This is a genomic window from Klebsiella sp. G-Nf4 (genome assembly GCF_002810615.1).
Lineage (GTDB): Bacteria > Pseudomonadota > Gammaproteobacteria > Enterobacterales > Enterobacteriaceae > Klebsiella > Klebsiella variicola.
In genome coordinates this window covers 164,186-180,549 of record NZ_PION01000009.1, presented here as the reverse complement: position 1 = coordinate 180,549, position 16,364 = coordinate 164,186, and the positions used below count along the sequence as shown (strand labels likewise).

Here is a 16,364-nt window from a genome sequence, read left to right as displayed (position 1 = left end):
CCCGTCATTGAAATTCCCCCAACTATCCCCCATTCTAGATCTCATGCATAAGCGCCGGACGCGCGCTTCATTCACCCTTTTCAACAGGACAGCGCATATGACCAATCCATTACTGACGCCTTTTTCCCTGCCGCCTTTTTCTGCGATCAAACCGGAACACGTGGTCCCTGCGGTCACCAAAGCGCTGGATGATTGCCGGGCCGCGGTGGAAAGCGCGGTGGCGCACGGCGCGCCGTATAGCTGGGAAAATCTTTGCCAGCCGCTGGCGGAAGTGGACGATGTGCTGGGACGCATCTTCTCGCCAGTCAGCCATCTGAATTCGGTAAAAAACAGCCCGGAACTGCGTGAAGCTTACGAACAGACCCTGCCGCTGCTCTCCGAGTACAGCACCTGGGTCGGCCAGCACGAAGGCCTGTATAAAGCCTACCGCGACCTGCGCGATGGCGATAACTACGCCACGCTGAATACCGCGCAGAAAAAAGCGGTCGACAACGCGCTGCGCGATTTTGAATTATCCGGTATTGGCCTGCCGCCGGAGGCGCAAAAACGCTACGGTGAAATCGCCGCGCGCCTCTCTGAGCTGGGCAACCAGTACAGCAACAACGTCCTCGACGCCACCATGGGCTGGAACAAGCTGGTGACCGACGTCGCCGATCTGGCCGGTATGCCGGAAAGCGCGCTGGCCGCCGCTCAGGCTCAGGCCCAGGCGAAAGAGCAGGAAGGGTATCTGCTGACCCTGGATATCCCGAGCTACCTGCCGGTGATGACCTACTGCGACAACCAGGCGCTGCGCGAAGAGATGTACCGTGCTTACTCCACGCGTGCCTCCGATCAGGGCCCGAACGCCGGTAAATGGGATAACAGCCCGGTGATGGCGGAGATCCTCGCCCTGCGCCACGAGCTGGCGCAACTGCTGGGCTTTGACAGCTATGCGTTTAAATCCCTCGCCACCAAAATGGCGGAGGATCCCCAGCAGGTGCTCGACTTCCTCACCGACCTGGCCAAACGCGCCCGTCCGCAGGGCGAAAAAGAGCTGGCCCAGCTGCGCGCCTTCGCCAAAGCCGAGTTCGGCGTCGATGAGCTGCAGCCGTGGGACATTGCCTACTACAGCGAAAAACAGAAACAACATCTCTACAGCATCAGCGATGAGCAGCTGCGCCCCTATTTCCCGGAAAACAAAGCCGTTAACGGCCTGTTCGAAGTGGTGAAGCGCATTTACGGCATTACTGCCAAAGAGCGTACCGATGTCGATGTGTGGCATCCGGAAGTGCGTTTCTTCGAGCTGTATGACGAAAATAACGAGCTGCGCGGCAGCTTCTATCTTGACCTGTATGCTCGTGAACATAAACGCGGCGGGGCGTGGATGGACGATTGCGTCGGCCAGATGCGTAAACTGGATGGTTCCCTGCAGAAGCCGGTCGCCTACCTGACCTGTAACTTCAACCGCCCGGTCAACGGCAAACCGGCGCTGTTCACCCACGATGAAGTGATCACCCTGTTCCACGAGTTTGGCCATGGTCTGCACCACATGCTGACCCGCATTGATACCGCCGGCGTTTCCGGTATCAGCGGGGTGCCATGGGATGCCGTCGAGCTGCCGAGCCAGTTTATGGAAAACTGGTGCTGGGAGCCGGAAGCGCTGGCGTTCATCTCAGGCCATTATGAAACCGGTGAACCGCTGCCGCAGGAACTGCTGGAGAAAATGCTGGCGGCGAAAAACTACCAGGCGGCGATGTTTATTCTGCGCCAGCTGGAGTTCGGCCTGTTCGATTTCCGCCTGCACGCGGAGTACAAGCCGGAGCAGGGGGCGAAAATTCTTGAGACCCTGGCCGAGATTAAAAAGCAGGTCGCTGTGGTGCCGGGCCCAACCTGGGGCCGCTTCCCGCACGCCTTCAGCCACATCTTCGCGGGCGGCTACGCGGCGGGCTACTACAGCTACCTGTGGGCCGACGTGCTGGCGGCGGACGCCTTCTCACGCTTCGAAGAAGAGGGGATTTTCAACCGCGAAACCGGTCAGTCGTTCCTCGACAATATCCTGAGCCGTGGCGGTTCCGAAGAGCCGATGGTGCTGTTCAAACGCTTCCGCGGGCGTGAGCCGCAGCTGGACGCGATGTTGGAGCACTACGGGATCAAGGGTTAAGTCTGCGGTGAAGATCTGCTTAATTGATGAAACAGGCGCCGGAGACGGCGCCTTATCTGTTTTAGCCGCCCGCTGGGGGCTGGAGCAGGATGACGATAACCTGATGGCGCTGGTGCTGACGACGGAGCATCTGGAGCTGCGTAAACGCGATGAGCCCAAACTTGGCGGCATCTTCGTCGACTTTGTCGGCGGGGCGATGGCCCACCGGCGCAAGTTTGGCGGCGGCCGCGGTGAAGCGGTCGCCAAAGCGGTGGGTATTAAAGGTGATTACCTGCCGGATGTCGTCGACGCCACCGCCGGGCTGGGACGCGATGCCTTCGTGCTGGCGTCGGTCGGCTGCCGCGTGCGAATGCTGGAGCGTAATCCGGTGGTCGCCGCGCTGCTCGACGATGGCCTGGCGCGCGGCTATGCCGATGCGGAAATTGGCGGCTGGCTGCAGGAGCGGCTACATCTGATCCACGCCTCCAGCCTGACGGCGCTGACCGATATTACCCCGCGTCCGCAGGTGGTGTATCTCGATCCAATGTTCCCGCATAAGCAGAAAAGCGCGCTGGTAAAAAAAGAGATGCGCGTCTTTCAGTCGCTGGTGGGGCCTGATTTAGACGCCGATGGCCTGCTGGCCCCGGCGCGCCAGCTGGCGACCAAACGGGTGGTGGTAAAGCGCCCGGATTATGCGCCGCCGCTGGCGGAGGTCGCCACGCCGAACGCGGTAGTGACCAAAGGGCATCGGTTTGATATTTACACCGGTACGCCGGAGTAATATTACGCCGTGGTGGTATCTCCCGGATAGCGGCGCAATGCGCCTTATCCAGGCTACCGAATCGTAGCCCGGCTCAGCGTAGCGCAAGCCGGGAACCGCAATATCTGAACAAACGGCGCCAGTGCGGATCGGCCATCCTAAGCGGTTACTCGGCGCCAGCCGGGGTATTAATCATCCGGTTCAACCACGGCACCATCAGCGCCATCACCACCGTGACCGCCAGCGTCACGAGGCCAATTTTACTGAACACATCGGTATAGACCGGCAGCGTCTGCAGCGGGTCGGTGATGTTTTCCGGCACCGCGGTAAAGGTCGCCACATAGCCGCCCAGCAGGAACGCGGCGGCCTGGGTCAGAAACCACATCCCCAGAATAAAGCCCATCAGATGCTGCGGCACCAGTGCGGCAACCATCGCCAGCCCCAGGGCGCTGATCAGCAGTTCGCCCAGGCTCTGGAACAGATAGACCAGCACAATAAACCACGGCGAGGTTAATCCCTCAGCGTCGGCGAACCACATCCCGGCGGCCGCGGCGGTCAGGAAGCCCAGCGCGCAGAGCAACATCCCGAGGGTAAATTTCACCGGCATGGTCAGGTCTTTGCCTTTGTGACCGAGATGGGTGTAGATCGCTGCCAGCACCGGACTGGCAACCACCACCCAGAAGGGATTGAGCGCCTGGAAGCTGACCGGGTTGATGGTAAAGCCCAGGATCTCATGATGGACGTTGTTGATGGCGAAGAAGTTCAGCGAGGTCGGCATCTGGGCATACAGAATGTAGAACAACACCGCCTCGATCATCAGGATAAAGGCGACGAACATTTTGTTGCGCCCGGTTTTATCGAGGCGAAACGCTTCGCGGAAAAAGAACGCAATGACCACGACCGACAGGACAATCAGCACCAGGTTGGCGACCATCACGTTATGCATCAGCCAGGCGCAGAGAAAAATCATCACTACGGTACCGGCCAGCACCAGCGCCAGATTGCGCAGGCTGAGGGGACGGTGATCCGGCTCGGAGCCGATATCTTTCACCATCCCGCGGCAGGCGACGTAGACCAGCAGCGCGATAATCAGTCCCGCGCCGCACAGGTTGTAGGTCACGGCATAGCCAAACTTTTCCGCGATCACCGGCGCCAGCGAGAGCGACAGCAGTGAACCGATGTTTATCGACATATAAAACAGGGTGAATGCCCCGTCGAGACGGGCGTCCTTCGGTGGATAGCATTTTGACAACAGGCTCGCCGGGTTGGCTTTAAACAAGCCGTTGCCGACGGCGATGGTGCCGAGGGCGATAAAGATCAGCTGCGGTTTCAGCAGCGACATCCCGGTCATAAAGTAGCCGATCGCCAGCACAATCGCGCCGAGCACCATCGTGCGTTTGGTCCCCAGCAGATGGTCGCCCACGTAGCCGCCGATGGAGATCAGCCCGTAAACCAGCGCCGCGAAGGCGCCGAAGGTGATAAAGGCCTGTTCCTGAGAGAAGCCCAGCTGTTTGACAAAGAAGACCGCCAGGATCCCCTGAACGCCGTAATAGCCAAAACGTTCCCAGAGCTCCACAAAGAAGATCATGAAGAACGGACGAGGTTGCTGCAGCAAGCCCGTAGGTGCAGTTGTATTCATATTCCTTCGCCTTGTTTTACTTTCCCAAAAAGTATGAACGCGTATGCCAGAACGCGCTGAAAATGTCTGATAACTCGCCATGCTGCGGTTATTGGCTTAATGAATAGATTATTATATAGATGTTTTGGCGAATAACTGGTTGATCACACTAATTGAATGGCTTGTTTATGGATTGAAGCTCTGTTGTGGGCGGCGGAGGGCTGAAATAAAAAACGCCCGCATCGGCGGGCGTCTTGGGTGTGGAAAAAGCGAAGGTTATTCGTCTTCTTCGTCGCGCAGCGGAACGATCAGCATGTCGACATGGACGGTGTTGATCAACTGGCGGGCAGAGGACATCAGCTTGCTCCAGAAGTCCTGATGGTGGCCGCAGACCACCAGATCCATATCATATTTTTTGATCGCATCGACCAGCACCTGACCCAGGTCGCCGCTGCCGCTCAGGGTCTCGGTGATCGGGTAGCCCGCGTTGGTCGAGAGCTCGGTCAGCGCGTGATGGGTCTCTTCGGAGATGCGTTTTTGCATGTCGCCGAGGTTAACGTCAATCAGCCCGGTGTAGAGGTCGGAGTAATTCACATCCACGTGGATCAGGGACACTTTCGCGTTATACGGGCGGGCCATAGAAACGGCTTTTTCAACCAGTACTTTACTCTCCGGGGACAGGTCTACTGCAATAAGAATATGTTTGTAAGCCATAGTGTTACTCCTTCCATAAGTTTGTCGATGACCATTGGACCTGGCAGCTGGCGCTGCCGTTTCGCCCGCGTCCTGCGTGCTACATTCGCGGGAGGGTAGCCTTTAAGGACTTCATTGTAGAAGATATTTCCTACCTTATAGCGCCCCCCGCACTCCGTCAATGCACTGGGTTCACCTAAAAGTTAAACAAATTTATCCGTCTTACGTATTGATAACGAATAACCTTGTGGTAAAAAAATTAATGGATCTCCTACACTATTTAATGAGCCGGTCGGAAAAATAAATGTGATCGGAATCGCACTCTTTACGGTATCGTCGTGGGTTATTTGGGGAGCGGTAGCCGCGGAGGATTTCTCCGTGGGCGGGTCGCCGGGGAGGAGGTATGATCAGCACTATTGCGCTGTTTTGGGCCCTGTGTGTCGTTTGTGTGGTGAATATGGCACGCTACTTCTCATCGTTGCGTGCATTATTAGTGGTGCTACGTGGTTGCGATCCCTTGCTCTATCAGTATGTTGATGGCGGTGGTTTTTTTACCTCGCATGGGCAGCCCAGCAAACAGATGCGGCTGGTCTGGTATATCTATGCCCAGCGTTACCGTGACCATCACGATGATGAATTTATTCGTCGCTGCGAACGTGTCCGTCGTCAGTTTATCCTGACCAGCGCGCTGTGCGGTCTGGTGGTGGTGAGCCTGATTGCGCTGATGATCTGGCACTAACGACATCTTCGGGATAAAAAAACGGGCCAGCAAGCTGACCCGTTTTGATCGAATGACGTTTAAATCAGTTTCAGGGAGAGCCAGTAAAGGACGCCTGAAAGGATAATCGCTGCCGGAAGGGTCAACACCCAGGCCATCAGGATGCTGGTTACGGTCTTTTTCTGCAGACCACCGCCATCCACCAGCATTGTCCCCGCCACTGAGGAGGACAGCACGTGGGTGGTGGAAACCGGCATCCCGGTGTAGCTCGCCAGGCCGATAGAAACCGCCGCGGTCATCTGAGCCGACATACCTTGTGCGTAGGTCATGCCCTTCTTACCAATTTTCTCACCGATAGTGGTCGCCACGCGGCGCCAGCCGATCATGGTGCCGATACCTAACGCCAGCGCGACCGCCATAATAATCCAGATTGGCGCGTACTCAATGGTGCTCAGCATATCGGTTTTCAGTTTCTTCAGCAGACGCTGGTCGTCATTGCTGACGTCCGGCAGCTTCGCCACTTTATCGGTGGTATCGGAGATGCAGAGCATAATGCGACGCAGCTGACCGCGCTGATCCGGTGACAGTGAATCGTAGGTTTCAACGCCGGTCAGCATAGTCTTCACGCGGTCAAGCGCGTTGATGGTATTTGCTGGATGGCAATGAAACTCACCGTTGGCCGCGGTATTGGTATCCGGAGACGGAACCAACTGGTCAACGCCGGTGGCTTTCTTCAGCAGGTCAGGGCGCTGCTGGAAGAAGGTTTCGACGTTGTTGACCGCATCGCGGGTACGGGTGATTTCGTAACCGGAGGCGTTCATATTCACCACGAAGCCCGCCGGGGCGACGCCAATCAGCACCAGCATCACCAGACCAATGCCTTTCTGCCCATCGTTGGCGCCGTGGGAGAACGACACGCCGATAGCGGACAGGATCAGGGCGATACGGGTCCAGAACGGCGGTTTTTTCTTACCGTCTTTCTTTTCACGCTCTGCGGGGGTCAGGTGAATACGCGCGCGTTTCTTGGTACCGCTCCAGTAGCGACGGAGAATGAAAATCAGGCCGCCCGCAATCACCAGACCGACGATCGGCGAGATGATAAGCGAAGCAAAAATACCAATCACTTTCGGGATATTCAGCGCATCAACCACTGAAGTACCGGTCATCAGCGCATTGGTTAAACCAATACCGATGATGGCGCCAATCAGAGTGTGAGAACTGGAGGCCGGGAGGCCGAAATACCAGGTGCCGAGGTTCCAGATGATCGCCGCCAGCAGCATTGAGAACACCATGGCGAGGCCATGCGCGGAACCCATGTTAAGCAGCAGATCGGTCGGCAGCATATGCACAATGGCATAGGCTACGCTGAGACCGCCCAGCAGAACGCCGAAAAAGTTGAAGAGCGCCGCCATCGCCACAGCGAGCTGCGACCGCATTGCGCGAGTGTAGATAACCGTAGCCACCGCGTTTGCGGTATCATGGAAACCGTTAATCGCTTCGTAAAACAGTACAAAAGCTAAAGCAAGCAATAATAATAGTCCGGTATGTAAATCCAGACCGGCAAATAAATGTAGCATAGGACGTTACGCCATTTTGAGGACATGAACGCGGCGCATTATCAGTGACTTTAGCGGCGCGGGCAAAGTGAAATATAGACTTTTTTTGATTTTCTTCCTGTCTGGTTTCTACCCGGTTGAGAGTAATCCTATATCTTTCAAAGACGTAACTGAATGCTGTTTTTATCGTGCTGGTGCGACCAGAGTGAAATATTTACAATTCCCGACAATTGGGGAATGAGGAAAGTTGAGTGGAAAGGTTTGATGCCATTGTGATCGGCGCCGGTGCGGCGGGAATGTTTTGTGCAGCGCAGGCAGGGCAGTTGGGCTGCCGCGTCCTGCTGCTCGATAATGGCAAAAAGCCGGGACGAAAAATTCTGATGTCCGGCGGCGGCCGCTGCAACTTTACCAACATGTATGTTGAGCCGGCGGCCTATTTGAGCCAAAACCCGCATTTTTGCAAATCTGCGCTGGCGCGCTATACCCAGTGGGATTTTATCGAGCTGGTCGGCAAATATGGCATCGCCTGGCATGAGAAGACCCTCGGCCAGCTGTTTTGCGATGATTCGGCGGAGCAGATCGTCAATCTGCTGCTCGCGGAATGCGAAAAGGGCGACGTGCAGATCCGCCTGCGCAGCGAAATCCTCAGCGTCGAGCGAGATGAACAAGGCTACCGGCTACAGGTGAACGGCGAAACGCTGATGACCAAAAAGCTGGTGATTGCCTCCGGCGGTCTGTCGATGCCGGGGCTCGGCGCCTCGCCGTTTGGCTACAAGGTGGCCGAGCAGTTCGGCCTGAAGGTGCTGCCGACCCGCGCCGGGCTGGTGCCGTTTACCCTGCATAAGCCGCTGCTCGAGCAGCTGCAGGTGCTCTCCGGCGTCTCAGTGCCTTCTACCATTACCGCCGAGGATGGCACCCTGTTCCGCGAAAATCTGCTGTTTACCCATCGCGGCCTTTCCGGGCCGGCGGTGCTGCAGATTTCCAGCTACTGGCAGCCCGGCGAGTTCGTCACCGTCAATCTGCTGCCGGACTGTCATCTTGACGAATTCCTGAACGAGCAGCGCAGCGCGCATCCCAACCAAAGTCTGAAGAACACCCTGGCGATGCAGCTGCCGAAGCGGCTGGTCGAATGTTTACAGCAGCTTGGGCAGATACCTGATGTGACACTGAAGCAACTGAACGTTCGCGATCAGCAGTCGCTGGTGGAGACGTTAACCGCCTGGCGCGTGCAGCCGAACGGCACCGAAGGCTATCGGACGGCGGAAGTGACGCTCGGCGGCGTCGACACTAACGAACTCTCATCACGTACCATGGAGGCGCGTAAGGCGCCGGGTCTCTACTTTATCGGCGAAGTGATGGACGTCACCGGCTGGCTCGGGGGGTATAACTTCCAGTGGGCGTGGTCAAGCGCCTGGGCCTGCGCGCAGGCGCTGGTGGAAGCCTAATTAACGTGCCCGGGCACTCTGGCGCCCGGGCCTACTTGATCAGTTCAACCCAAGAAAATACTGGGCGATTTTGAAATAGATAATCAGCCCGGTGCCATCAATCAGCGTGGCGATAAACGGCGCGGAAACCACCGCCGGGTCGATGCCGATCCGCTTAAGCACCATCGGAATGATCGACGAGACAATCGCGCTCCACAGGGTAATGCAAACCAGCGTCAGGCTGACGATCAGCGTGATTTCCATGCCTATCCCCATCATCCAGGCGCGCAGGCAGCCCGCCAGCCCCAGGGTCAGGGCAATCAGAAACGAGGTCGACACCTCTTTGCGGATCACACGCCCCATATCGCGCAGCCGCACTTCCCCCAGCGCCATCGAGCGCACCAGCGTCGAGGTGATTTGCGTTCCGCTGTTGCCGCCGGTGCCGATCAAGAGTGGTATAAAGAAGGCCAGCGCGATGGCCGATTCCAGCGCCTCTTCGAAATGCTGTAGCACGCTGCTGGTGTAGGCTTCGGCCACGAACAGCAGCAGCAGCCACACCGAGCGCTTCTTCCACAGCGTCCAGGGGCTGATCTCGAGGTACGGTTTTTCCAGCGGCAGCGTCGCCCCCTGCAACTGGGCGTCTTCGGTGACGTCATCCTCCAGCAGATGGGCGATCTCCTTTTCCATCAGGCAGCCGACCAGCTCGCCTTTATCGACGACCGGTACCAGGTCGAGGCCGCGCTCGCTGAGCTCGGCAATCACCTGCGGGCGCTCGTCGTCAGGTTTGACGCGAAACAGGCAGCTGTCCATCAGGTAGCGGATAGACTGCCCGACATCCCCTTCCTGCAGGAGCTTTTTGACCGACAGGCTGCCGCGCAGTTTCCTGCCGGCAACGACAAACACCTGGCCGGGAATATCATCGCTGTCCAGCTGGGAGATAAAGTGTTCGCGCGCCTCATGGACGCTGAGATGTTCCTGCAGCGTAATAAAATCGGTACGCATGTACTGGGCGATCGCATCGCCGTCGAAGCCAGAGGTTGCCTGATGGGCGGCGCAGAGTTGAATGGAAGACATGATTAAAATCCCTATAAAAAATCACTCATAGGGGCGAACAAGACAGGGTTAGCGCAGGCAGATCCCTACGTCCTGGTTTTAGCACTGCATAACGTATCTGAACGGTCATGACCGCCAGAAGTTACCTTGGCAACACCTTGATTCGATGGAAGCCTGTATTTCCCTGAGTGGTCTCTCTCGATACCAACAGGGCGGTAACTTGTATTTATGCAGGAGCCTCGCCATAACGAGATCGTTAAATGAGGCGCCATTATTGGCGAAGAGGGATAATTAACAAAGCGTATAGTTTATGTGGTTTATCAACTGTTGATAAACAAAGTTCATCAGGATACGGCTTGACTTCATCTTGTGCTATCATTAGCTTGACTTCAATGGATGAAATCATGGGGCAGGGCGATGGACCAGCAGGTTTTATCTTTACGTAATAAACAGCGCCACACGCTGGAGCAACTGTTTAAAATCCCTGTCCCACAGGGCATTAAATGGGCCGACATTGAATCGCTAATTAAAGCGTTGGGCGGGGAGATTAAAGAAGGACGCGGCTCGCGCTGTAAATTTTTGTTGAACCACAGCATTGCCAGCTTTCACAGGCCTCACCCTTCGCCGGATACCGACAAAGGCGCCGTGGAGAGCGTGCGCGATTGGTTAATCACTATAGGGGTAAAACCATGATCAAACCTAAAACGCCAAACTCAATGGAGATTGCCGGCCAGCCTGCCGTTATCAATTACGTGCCTGAGCTCAATGCATTCCGTGGTAAGTTCCTGGGATTATCAGGATATTGCGATTTTGTTTCCGATAGCATTCAAGGGTTACAACAGGAGGGCGAGATATCATTACAGGAATATCTCGCAGATTGTCATGAAGCGGGGATTGAGCCTTATGCTCACCCGGAAAAGCTGAAAACCTTCACGCTGCGCTATCCTGAGTCATTTGGTGAGCGTCTTAGCTCCGCCGCTGCGGAGGAACAGGTTTCCGTAAATACCTGGATCCTCGAGACGCTCAATGAACGTCTCAAACAGGCTTAAAACAGTCTGCAGCAGCTCGCCATCGTTTTAATTTTCATCCGCTAAACACTGCAAATGCCCATGGCGCACGCCGCGCTGGGCAATCACGTCGTCGGCAAAATGCTGTACTTCGGCCATGTCTCCTTTCAGCACCGCAATCTCCAGGCAGTCGTCATGACTGATATGTACATGCAGCGTGGCGACGGAGAGATCGTGATGATGATGCTGGGTGGCCACCAGCCGGCTCGCCAGTTCGCGTTTCTCATGTTCATACACATACGACAGGACGGCATATCCGCGCCGTGATTCCGGCGACGCAGGATCCTGGTTGAGGGCGTCGCGCAGAATATCGCGTACCGCCTCCGAGCGATTGTGGTAGCCACGGCGGGCGCTGAGCGCATCGAGGGCGGCCAGCAGGTCATCATCAAGGGTCAGGGTTACGCGCTGCATGGCATGGCCTCGTTTAGCAGAGTGGCAGGAAAAGGGGGGAGCACCGCTTGCTGGAGCGCCTGTCCGGCAGGGGAGTGCAGGCGCAGCGGTAAGCTGACCGTCGCGGTTTCGACGATGCGCCCGTGCTCCATCACCAGCACTCGCTGGCAAAAGCGCTCGACCAGCCGCAGGTCGTGGGTGATAAACAGGCAGGCGGTGTCAAACTGCGCCTGCAGGCGCTTCAGCAGGGCGATAATTTCCGCCTGCAGCAGCAGATCAAGATTCGAAACCGCTTCATCCAGGATCAACAGCTGCGGCCGCACCGCCAGGGCGCGTGCCAGGCAGACGCGCTGCAGTTGTCCGCCGCTGAGCTGCGCCGGGCGCTTATCGAGCAGCGACGGCGCGAGGTCGACGGCCAGCAGCATCTCTTCCACCCGCCGCGCACGCGCCTCACGCGACAAGCGTAACAGATGGCGTAGCGGCTCGCTGACGATCTCGCGCACCGTTTTGCGCGGATTCACCGCGCTAAAGGCATCCTGAAACACCAGCTGAATGTCACGACGGAAGGCACCGATGGCCTCGCCCTTCAGGGCGGGCAGCGGCGTGCCGCGCCAGGCAATATCGCCGTGCTGCGGTGTTTCCAGACCCACCAGCATCCGCGCCAGGGTGCTTTTCCCACAGCCGCTGCGTCCGAGCAGGGCCACCGTTTCGCCGGGGGCGATGGCGAGTTGGATCTCGTGCAGGACCCTGCCGTGGTGGGGGTAATCGTGACTCACCCCGGTAGCGCTGAGTAAATTCATGGTGTTTTCTCCAGCCCGTACAGCGCCAGATGCGCGGCCAGCAGGCGCTGGCTGAGCGGGTGCCGCGGGGCGCTGAATAGCGTATTCACATCGCAGTGTTCAACGAGGCGACCGTTCTCCATGACCGTCACGTGATGCGCCAGCCGCGCTACGACGCCCATGTCATGCGTCACCAGCAGCAGCCCCAGACCGCGTCTGGCGACGATATCCGCCAGCAGATCGAGGATGCGCGCCTGGGCGATGGCATCGAGATCGGTCGTCGGCTCGTCGGCGATGATAAAGGGCGCGCGGCTGAGCAGGGCGAGAGCGACCATCATCCGCTGCAGCATGCCGCCGCTCATCTCAAAGGGGTAGCGCTTCAGCAACGCCCGCGGGTTGTCCAGACCCACTTCTTCCATCGCTGCCAGCAGCACGGCGTCATTCGCTTCGCGACCCGCTGCCCGGCAGGTTTCCCGGGCGTGCGCGGCCATGGTCTGCAGTGGATTAAAGGCGCTGCGTGGGTTTTGCATGATGGTGGCAATAGTTGTGCCGCGCAGCTGTTCGCCGTGCACCGGAATGCCGTCGAGCAGCACGCGTCCGGCGGTTTGCCTGACGCCGGGCGGCAACATGCCCAGCGCGGCGGCGCAGGTCAGCGATTTTCCGCAGCCACTGCTGCCGAGCAGCGCCAGCACCTGCCCGCGGCGTAGGGTGAAGGAAACGTCGCTGACCAGCGGTCGGTCGGCGGCAAGCGAGATCTGTTCCAGTTGGATCTTCTGCGGCATCAGTGGCTATGCTCCGCGATCAGGTGGGGATCGAGACGATCGCGCAGCGCGTCGCCCAGCAGGTTAAAAGCCATCACGCTGATGAACAGCGCCAGCCCCGGCCAGACCATTTGCAGCGGCTGGGTCCAGATATACTGTCGGGCGTCGTTGATCATTACCCCCCATTCCGCCGTCGGCGCGCTGACGCCGAGACCGAGGAACGACATGCCGGCCACGTGAAGCATCATATGGCCGATATCCAGCGAGGCGAGCACCAGCAGCGAGGGGATCACCGCCCCGGCCAGATGGTCGCTGAACAGCCGCCACTGGCTGGCGCCGCTCAGTCGGGCGGCGAGGATAAATTCGCGCTGGCGCAGGGAAACCACCAGGTTACGCACCATTCTGGCATACCAGGCCCAGTGCGACAGCGCAATGGCGAGGATCACGTTGGTCAACCCGGTACCCAGCACCCCCACCATAAAGAAAGACAGGATCGAGGTCGGAAAGGTCATAAACAGTTCGGCGAGGCGCATCAGGCCGCGGTCGGCACGGCCGCCCAGCAGCCCGGCGCTGCCGCCGACCGCCAGACCGATCAGCAGCACCAGCAGCAGACAAGCCATCACCGCCCCCAGCGAAACGCGGGTGGCGGCCAGCAGGCGTGAGAAAATATCCCGGCCGAGATGATCGGTGCCAAGCCAGTGCGCTTCACCCGGCGGCAGCAGCCGCTGCTGAAGGTCAATCGCCGCTGGATCCCAGGGCAGCCACCAGCCGCTGCCGATAGCGATGACTGCCAACAGCGCGATAACCAGCATGGCCAGTTTTACCGGCCAGCGAAAACTTCGTAGCCATCTCATGCGCTCACCTCCTCGTGGCGGCGCAGGCGCGGGTCGAGCGCCGCGTTAAGCACATCCACCGCCAGATTGGCCAGCACGAACACCGTCACCATCATCAGGGTAAAGCACTGGATCACCGGGTAATCGCGATTGAAAATGGCGGAAACCGCGTAGCGGCCAACACCGGGCCAGGCAAAGATATTTTCGATAATCATGGTGCCGCCGATCAGCTCGCCAATGTGCATGCCCATGGCGGTCACCACCGGCAAGGTGGCGTTGCGCAGGATATGCCGCCGTTCCACCTGGCGATCGCTTAATCCGCGCAGGCGCGCCCACATCACGTGACGCTGGCTGGAAGCGTCCAGCATGCTGGCGCGCAGCAGGCGGGCGTTGATCGCCAACGACATAAAGGCGATGGAGACGGCGGGCAATATCAGGTGCTGCCAGTCGCCATACCCCATCGCCGGGAGCCACTGCAGATGCACGGAAAAGAGCATCACCAGCAGAAAGGCCAGCCAGAAGTTCGGCATTGAGACGCCGAGAAAAGCAATCAACCGTACGACATAGTCCGGCAGGCGATCGCGATGGCGCGCCGCCCAGATGCCCAGCGGCAGGGAAGTGACGAGGATCAGCGCCAGCGCCGCGCCGGTGAGCAGCAGGGTGGCAGGCAGGAAGTGCAGCAGGTCATCCAGGACCGGACGCTGGGTGGCATAGGAGAGACCGAAATCCAGGTGCAGCGCCCGCCACAGCCAGTGCAGATATTGCATAGCGAGCGGCTGGTTGAGCCCCAGCAGCTCGCGGGTCGAGGCAACCATCTCTTCAGTGGGCGGCAGGTTCGACAGGCGTAAATAATCCAGCGCTGGGTCGCCGGTGCCGAGCCGAAGCAGCAGAAAGATGATGGCGGAGGCGGCGAGCAGCAGCGGGATCAGCAGCAGCAGGCGGCGTAAAATATAGCGTAGCATTATGGCGTTACCGGGTTAATCTGATCGAAAGGGATCTCGGTGGTCACCGGGGCGAACGGGATCTCCCCGACCTCCTGGTGCGCAACCGACATCAGCGAGACATAGCTGATGGGCAGATACACCGCGTCCTGATGCAGGCGGGTCAGCACATCGTGGTACAGTTTTCTCCGCTGTGCTTCGTCCCCTGTGGTCAGCACCTCGCTAATCTCTTTATCAATCAGCGCCTTATCCGGCAGCCCTCGCTGGGCCTGGTAATCCGCATGCGACGGCACGCGCATCGAGCTTAAAAAGGCATGCGGATCGTAGGGCGCGCCCCAGGTGCGATTGAAGATCATGCCGAAGCGGCCTTCGCGCTGGCGCGCGTAGATGCTGCTCTCCTCCTCACCCACCAGGGTGACCTGGACGCCAACCTGCCGCAGATTGGCCTGAATAATTTCGGCCATCGATTTGGCCAGCGCGTCGGTGCCGATAAACGCCAGCTCAATCGCCAGCGGTTGCCCGGCTTTTTGTCGCCAGGGCTGGCCATCCGGCTGCTGCCAGCCAGCCTGCTCCAGCAGGGCGCGGGCTTTTGCCGGGTCGTAACGGCGCGGCGTCAGATCCTGCGGCGCGTAGGGGACCGAGGGGGCAAACAGAGTGTCGGCAACCTGCTGGGTGCCATACAACACGCTATCGACGAGGGTCTGTTTATCGACGGCGTAGTTGAGCGCCTCGCGAACCGCCTGCTCGCGGGTCGGGCCCTGGCTGGCGTTCAGCGCCAGCATCACCGTTTCCACCGGGGCGGACAGACGAGCCACGTAGCCGGGGTGATGACGAAAGCGTTCGAAGGTATCCAGCGGCAGCAGCCCTTCGTCACCGTACAGCATGTCGATTTCCCCGGTTTCGAACGCCACCGCCCGGCTGGTGGCATCGGGGATCACCTTGATGGTGATTTGCTGCAGTGCCGGTTTGCTACCCCAGTAGCGCTCATTGCGTACCAGCACATCGCGCTGATTGAGCTGCGAGCTTGCCAGCCGCCACGGTCCGGTGCCGATCGGGGCTTTTATGCCCCTGGCAGTGCCGCCATCGATAAACTGCGAGGGGGCGATAAAGCGGAACGGACGGGGCAGGGCCAGCTCTTGGAGTAAAGGCGCGTAGGCGCTTTTCAGGGTGATCTGCAACTCAGTGGCGCTGAGCGCCCGCACGTCGGTGATCTGGTTGGCGAGCTCAAGCCAGGCATGGCGTTGGCGGTTGGCCAGCACCGCCTGGAAATTGGCCGCCGCGGCCTGGGCGTTAAACGGTTCGCCATTGGAGAACGTCACATCGTCGCGCAGGGTGAACCACCAGGTTTTGCCATCGGCGGCGTGACGCCAACGGGTCGCCAGCCAGGGCTGTACGCTGCCGTCAGCCTGATACTTCACCAGCGGTTCATAGACCATGCTTTGGGCAAACATCTGGTTGGGCGTATAGAGATGCGGATTCAGCGGACCGACGTTAACCGGCCAGGCGGTGGTGAACTGGTGCGGCGTGGCCTGAGCCAGCAGAGGGACGCAGGCGACCAGCGCCAGCAGGGTGAGGCGGATAATAGACAAGACAGCGATCTCAGCGACAGGAAAGTATGACGATTTTAGTGATTCATCATACTTTGGGAGTAA

16 protein-coding genes and 1 riboswitch are annotated in these 16,364 nt (G+C 58.7%); of the genes, 6 read left to right on the top strand and 10 right to left on the bottom strand.

Going from position 1 to position 16,364, the window contains the following annotated elements:
- The first annotated feature begins 97 nt into the window (after positions 1-97).
- Both prlC and rsmJ read left to right on the top strand, forming a co-directional pair.
- Positions 98-2,140 carry an oligopeptidase A gene (gene prlC, locus CWM57_RS19095; RefSeq protein WP_032733902.1) on the top strand — a complete coding sequence of 681 codons (2,043 nt, stop codon included), beginning with the start codon at positions 98-100 and terminating at the stop codon, positions 2,138-2,140.
- A gap of 7 nt (positions 2,141-2,147) precedes the next feature.
- Positions 2,148-2,900, top strand: coding sequence for a 16S rRNA (guanine(1516)-N(2))-methyltransferase RsmJ (rsmJ, locus tag CWM57_RS19090; RefSeq protein ID WP_100676311.1), 753 nt, complete (start codon positions 2,148-2,150; stop codon positions 2,898-2,900).
- A 145-nt stretch (positions 2,901-3,045) separates the two neighbouring features.
- On the opposite strand, the gene dtpB is transcribed toward rsmJ, so the two are convergent.
- Complete coding sequence (gene dtpB, locus CWM57_RS19085; protein ID WP_100676310.1) at positions 3,046-4,518, bottom strand: dipeptide/tripeptide permease DtpB; 1,473 nt, start codon at positions 4,516-4,518, stop codon at positions 3,046-3,048.
- A 255-nt stretch (positions 4,519-4,773) separates the two neighbouring features.
- On the bottom strand, positions 4,774-5,211 hold the full coding sequence (gene uspA / locus CWM57_RS19080) for a universal stress protein UspA (protein WP_004145166.1): 438 nt from the start codon (positions 5,209-5,211) through the stop codon (positions 4,774-4,776).
- 382 nt (positions 5,212-5,593) lie between these two features.
- On the opposite strand from uspA, the gene uspB reads away from it, so the two are divergent.
- Entirely contained in the window at positions 5,594-5,929 is a 336-nt protein-coding gene (gene uspB, locus CWM57_RS19075) for a universal stress protein UspB (RefSeq protein WP_002921203.1), read from the top strand.
- A 59-nt stretch (positions 5,930-5,988) separates the two neighbouring features.
- Here uspB and pitA read toward each other — a convergent pair whose 3' ends face one another.
- Entirely contained in the window at positions 5,989-7,485 is a 1,497-nt protein-coding gene (pitA, locus tag CWM57_RS19070; RefSeq protein WP_061153045.1) for an inorganic phosphate transporter PitA, read from the bottom strand.
- Positions 7,486-7,715: 230 nt separating this feature from the next.
- Between pitA and CWM57_RS19065 the strand changes: the two genes are divergently transcribed.
- On the top strand, positions 7,716-8,909 hold the full coding sequence (locus tag CWM57_RS19065; protein ID WP_074387012.1) for an NAD(P)/FAD-dependent oxidoreductase: 1,194 nt from the start codon (positions 7,716-7,718) through the stop codon (positions 8,907-8,909).
- A 39-nt stretch (positions 8,910-8,948) separates the two neighbouring features.
- On the opposite strand, the gene CWM57_RS19060 is transcribed toward CWM57_RS19065, so the two are convergent.
- The gene (locus tag CWM57_RS19060) at positions 8,949-9,962 is read right to left on the bottom strand and encodes a magnesium transporter (protein WP_022066424.1); all 1,014 of its coding nucleotides are present in this window, start codon (positions 9,960-9,962) and stop codon (positions 8,949-8,951) included.
- A gap of 56 nt (positions 9,963-10,018) precedes the next feature.
- Positions 10,019-10,200, bottom strand: a riboswitch (M-box (ykoK) riboswitch).
- 158 nt (positions 10,201-10,358) lie between these two features.
- Between CWM57_RS19060 and CWM57_RS19055 the strand changes: the two genes are divergently transcribed.
- Both CWM57_RS19055 and CWM57_RS19050 read left to right on the top strand, forming a co-directional pair.
- Positions 10,359-10,634 carry a type II toxin-antitoxin system HicA family toxin gene (locus CWM57_RS19055; RefSeq protein WP_074387014.1) on the top strand — a complete coding sequence of 92 codons (276 nt, stop codon included), beginning with the start codon at positions 10,359-10,361 and terminating at the stop codon, positions 10,632-10,634.
- Positions 10,631-10,990, top strand: a complete 360-nt coding sequence (locus CWM57_RS19050) for a type II toxin-antitoxin system HicB family antitoxin (RefSeq protein ID WP_022066422.1) — start codon at positions 10,631-10,633, stop codon at positions 10,988-10,990. Before CWM57_RS19055 ends, CWM57_RS19050 begins: the two co-directional genes overlap by 4 nt.
- Positions 10,991-11,017: 27 nt before the next feature.
- On the opposite strand, the gene nikR is transcribed toward CWM57_RS19050, so the two are convergent.
- Genes nikR through nikA form a run of 6 tightly spaced genes read right to left on the bottom strand, consistent with a single transcriptional unit; the run spans position 11,018 to position 16,301 of the window.
- On the bottom strand, positions 11,018-11,419 hold the full coding sequence (nikR, locus tag CWM57_RS19045) for a nickel-responsive transcriptional regulator NikR (protein WP_048330886.1): 402 nt from the start codon (positions 11,417-11,419) through the stop codon (positions 11,018-11,020).
- Positions 11,407-12,198 carry a nickel import ATP-binding protein NikE gene (nikE, locus tag CWM57_RS19040; RefSeq protein WP_100631014.1) on the bottom strand — a complete coding sequence of 264 codons (792 nt, stop codon included), beginning with the start codon at positions 12,196-12,198 and terminating at the stop codon, positions 11,407-11,409. The genes nikR and nikE overlap by 13 nt, the downstream gene beginning before the upstream one ends.
- A complete protein-coding gene (locus CWM57_RS19035; RefSeq protein WP_100631015.1) occupies positions 12,195-12,959 on the bottom strand; it encodes a nickel import ATP-binding protein NikD in 765 nt (254 codons plus the stop codon). The genes nikE and CWM57_RS19035 overlap by 4 nt, the downstream gene beginning before the upstream one ends.
- Complete coding sequence (gene nikC, locus CWM57_RS19030; RefSeq protein ID WP_074387016.1) at positions 12,959-13,792, bottom strand: nickel ABC transporter permease subunit NikC; 834 nt, start codon at positions 13,790-13,792, stop codon at positions 12,959-12,961. Before nikC ends, CWM57_RS19035 begins: the two co-directional genes overlap by 1 nt.
- Positions 13,789-14,733, bottom strand: a complete 945-nt coding sequence (gene nikB / locus CWM57_RS19025; protein ID WP_061153052.1) for a nickel ABC transporter permease subunit NikB — start codon at positions 14,731-14,733, stop codon at positions 13,789-13,791. The genes nikC and nikB overlap by 4 nt, the downstream gene beginning before the upstream one ends.
- Positions 14,733-16,301, bottom strand: a complete 1,569-nt coding sequence (gene nikA, locus CWM57_RS19020; RefSeq protein ID WP_100631016.1) for a nickel ABC transporter substrate-binding protein — start codon at positions 16,299-16,301, stop codon at positions 14,733-14,735. Before nikA ends, nikB begins: the two co-directional genes overlap by 1 nt.
- Between the last annotated feature and the right edge of the window lie 63 nt (positions 16,302-16,364).

Bases quoted from the DNA above. Each gene is read 5' to 3' on its own strand.
- prlC (WP_032733902.1), top strand. From the start codon at position 98: ATGACCAATCCATTACTGACGCCTTTTTCCCTGCCGCCTTTTTCTGCG.
- dtpB (WP_100676310.1), bottom strand. From the start codon at position 4,518: ATGAATACAACTGCACCTACGGGCTTGCTGCAGCAACCTCGTCCGTTC.
- uspA (WP_004145166.1), bottom strand. From the start codon at position 5,211: ATGGCTTACAAACATATTCTTATTGCAGTAGACCTGTCCCCGGAGAGT.
- uspB (WP_002921203.1), top strand. From the start codon at position 5,594: ATGATCAGCACTATTGCGCTGTTTTGGGCCCTGTGTGTCGTTTGTGTG.
- pitA (WP_061153045.1), bottom strand. From the start codon at position 7,485: ATGCTACATTTATTTGCCGGTCTGGATTTACATACCGGACTATTATTA.
- CWM57_RS19060 (WP_022066424.1), bottom strand. From the start codon at position 9,962: ATGTCTTCCATTCAACTCTGCGCCGCCCATCAGGCAACCTCTGGCTTC.
- CWM57_RS19055 (WP_074387014.1), top strand. From the start codon at position 10,359: ATGGACCAGCAGGTTTTATCTTTACGTAATAAACAGCGCCACACGCTG.
- CWM57_RS19050 (WP_022066422.1), top strand. From the start codon at position 10,631: ATGATCAAACCTAAAACGCCAAACTCAATGGAGATTGCCGGCCAGCCT.
- nikR (WP_048330886.1), bottom strand. From the start codon at position 11,419: ATGCAGCGCGTAACCCTGACCCTTGATGATGACCTGCTGGCCGCCCTC.
- nikE (WP_100631014.1), bottom strand. From the start codon at position 12,198: ATGAATTTACTCAGCGCTACCGGGGTGAGTCACGATTACCCCCACCAC.
- CWM57_RS19035 (WP_100631015.1), bottom strand. From the start codon at position 12,959: ATGCCGCAGAAGATCCAACTGGAACAGATCTCGCTTGCCGCCGACCGA.
- nikC (WP_074387016.1), bottom strand. From the start codon at position 13,792: ATGAGATGGCTACGAAGTTTTCGCTGGCCGGTAAAACTGGCCATGCTG.
- nikB (WP_061153052.1), bottom strand. From the start codon at position 14,733: ATGCTACGCTATATTTTACGCCGCCTGCTGCTGCTGATCCCGCTGCTG.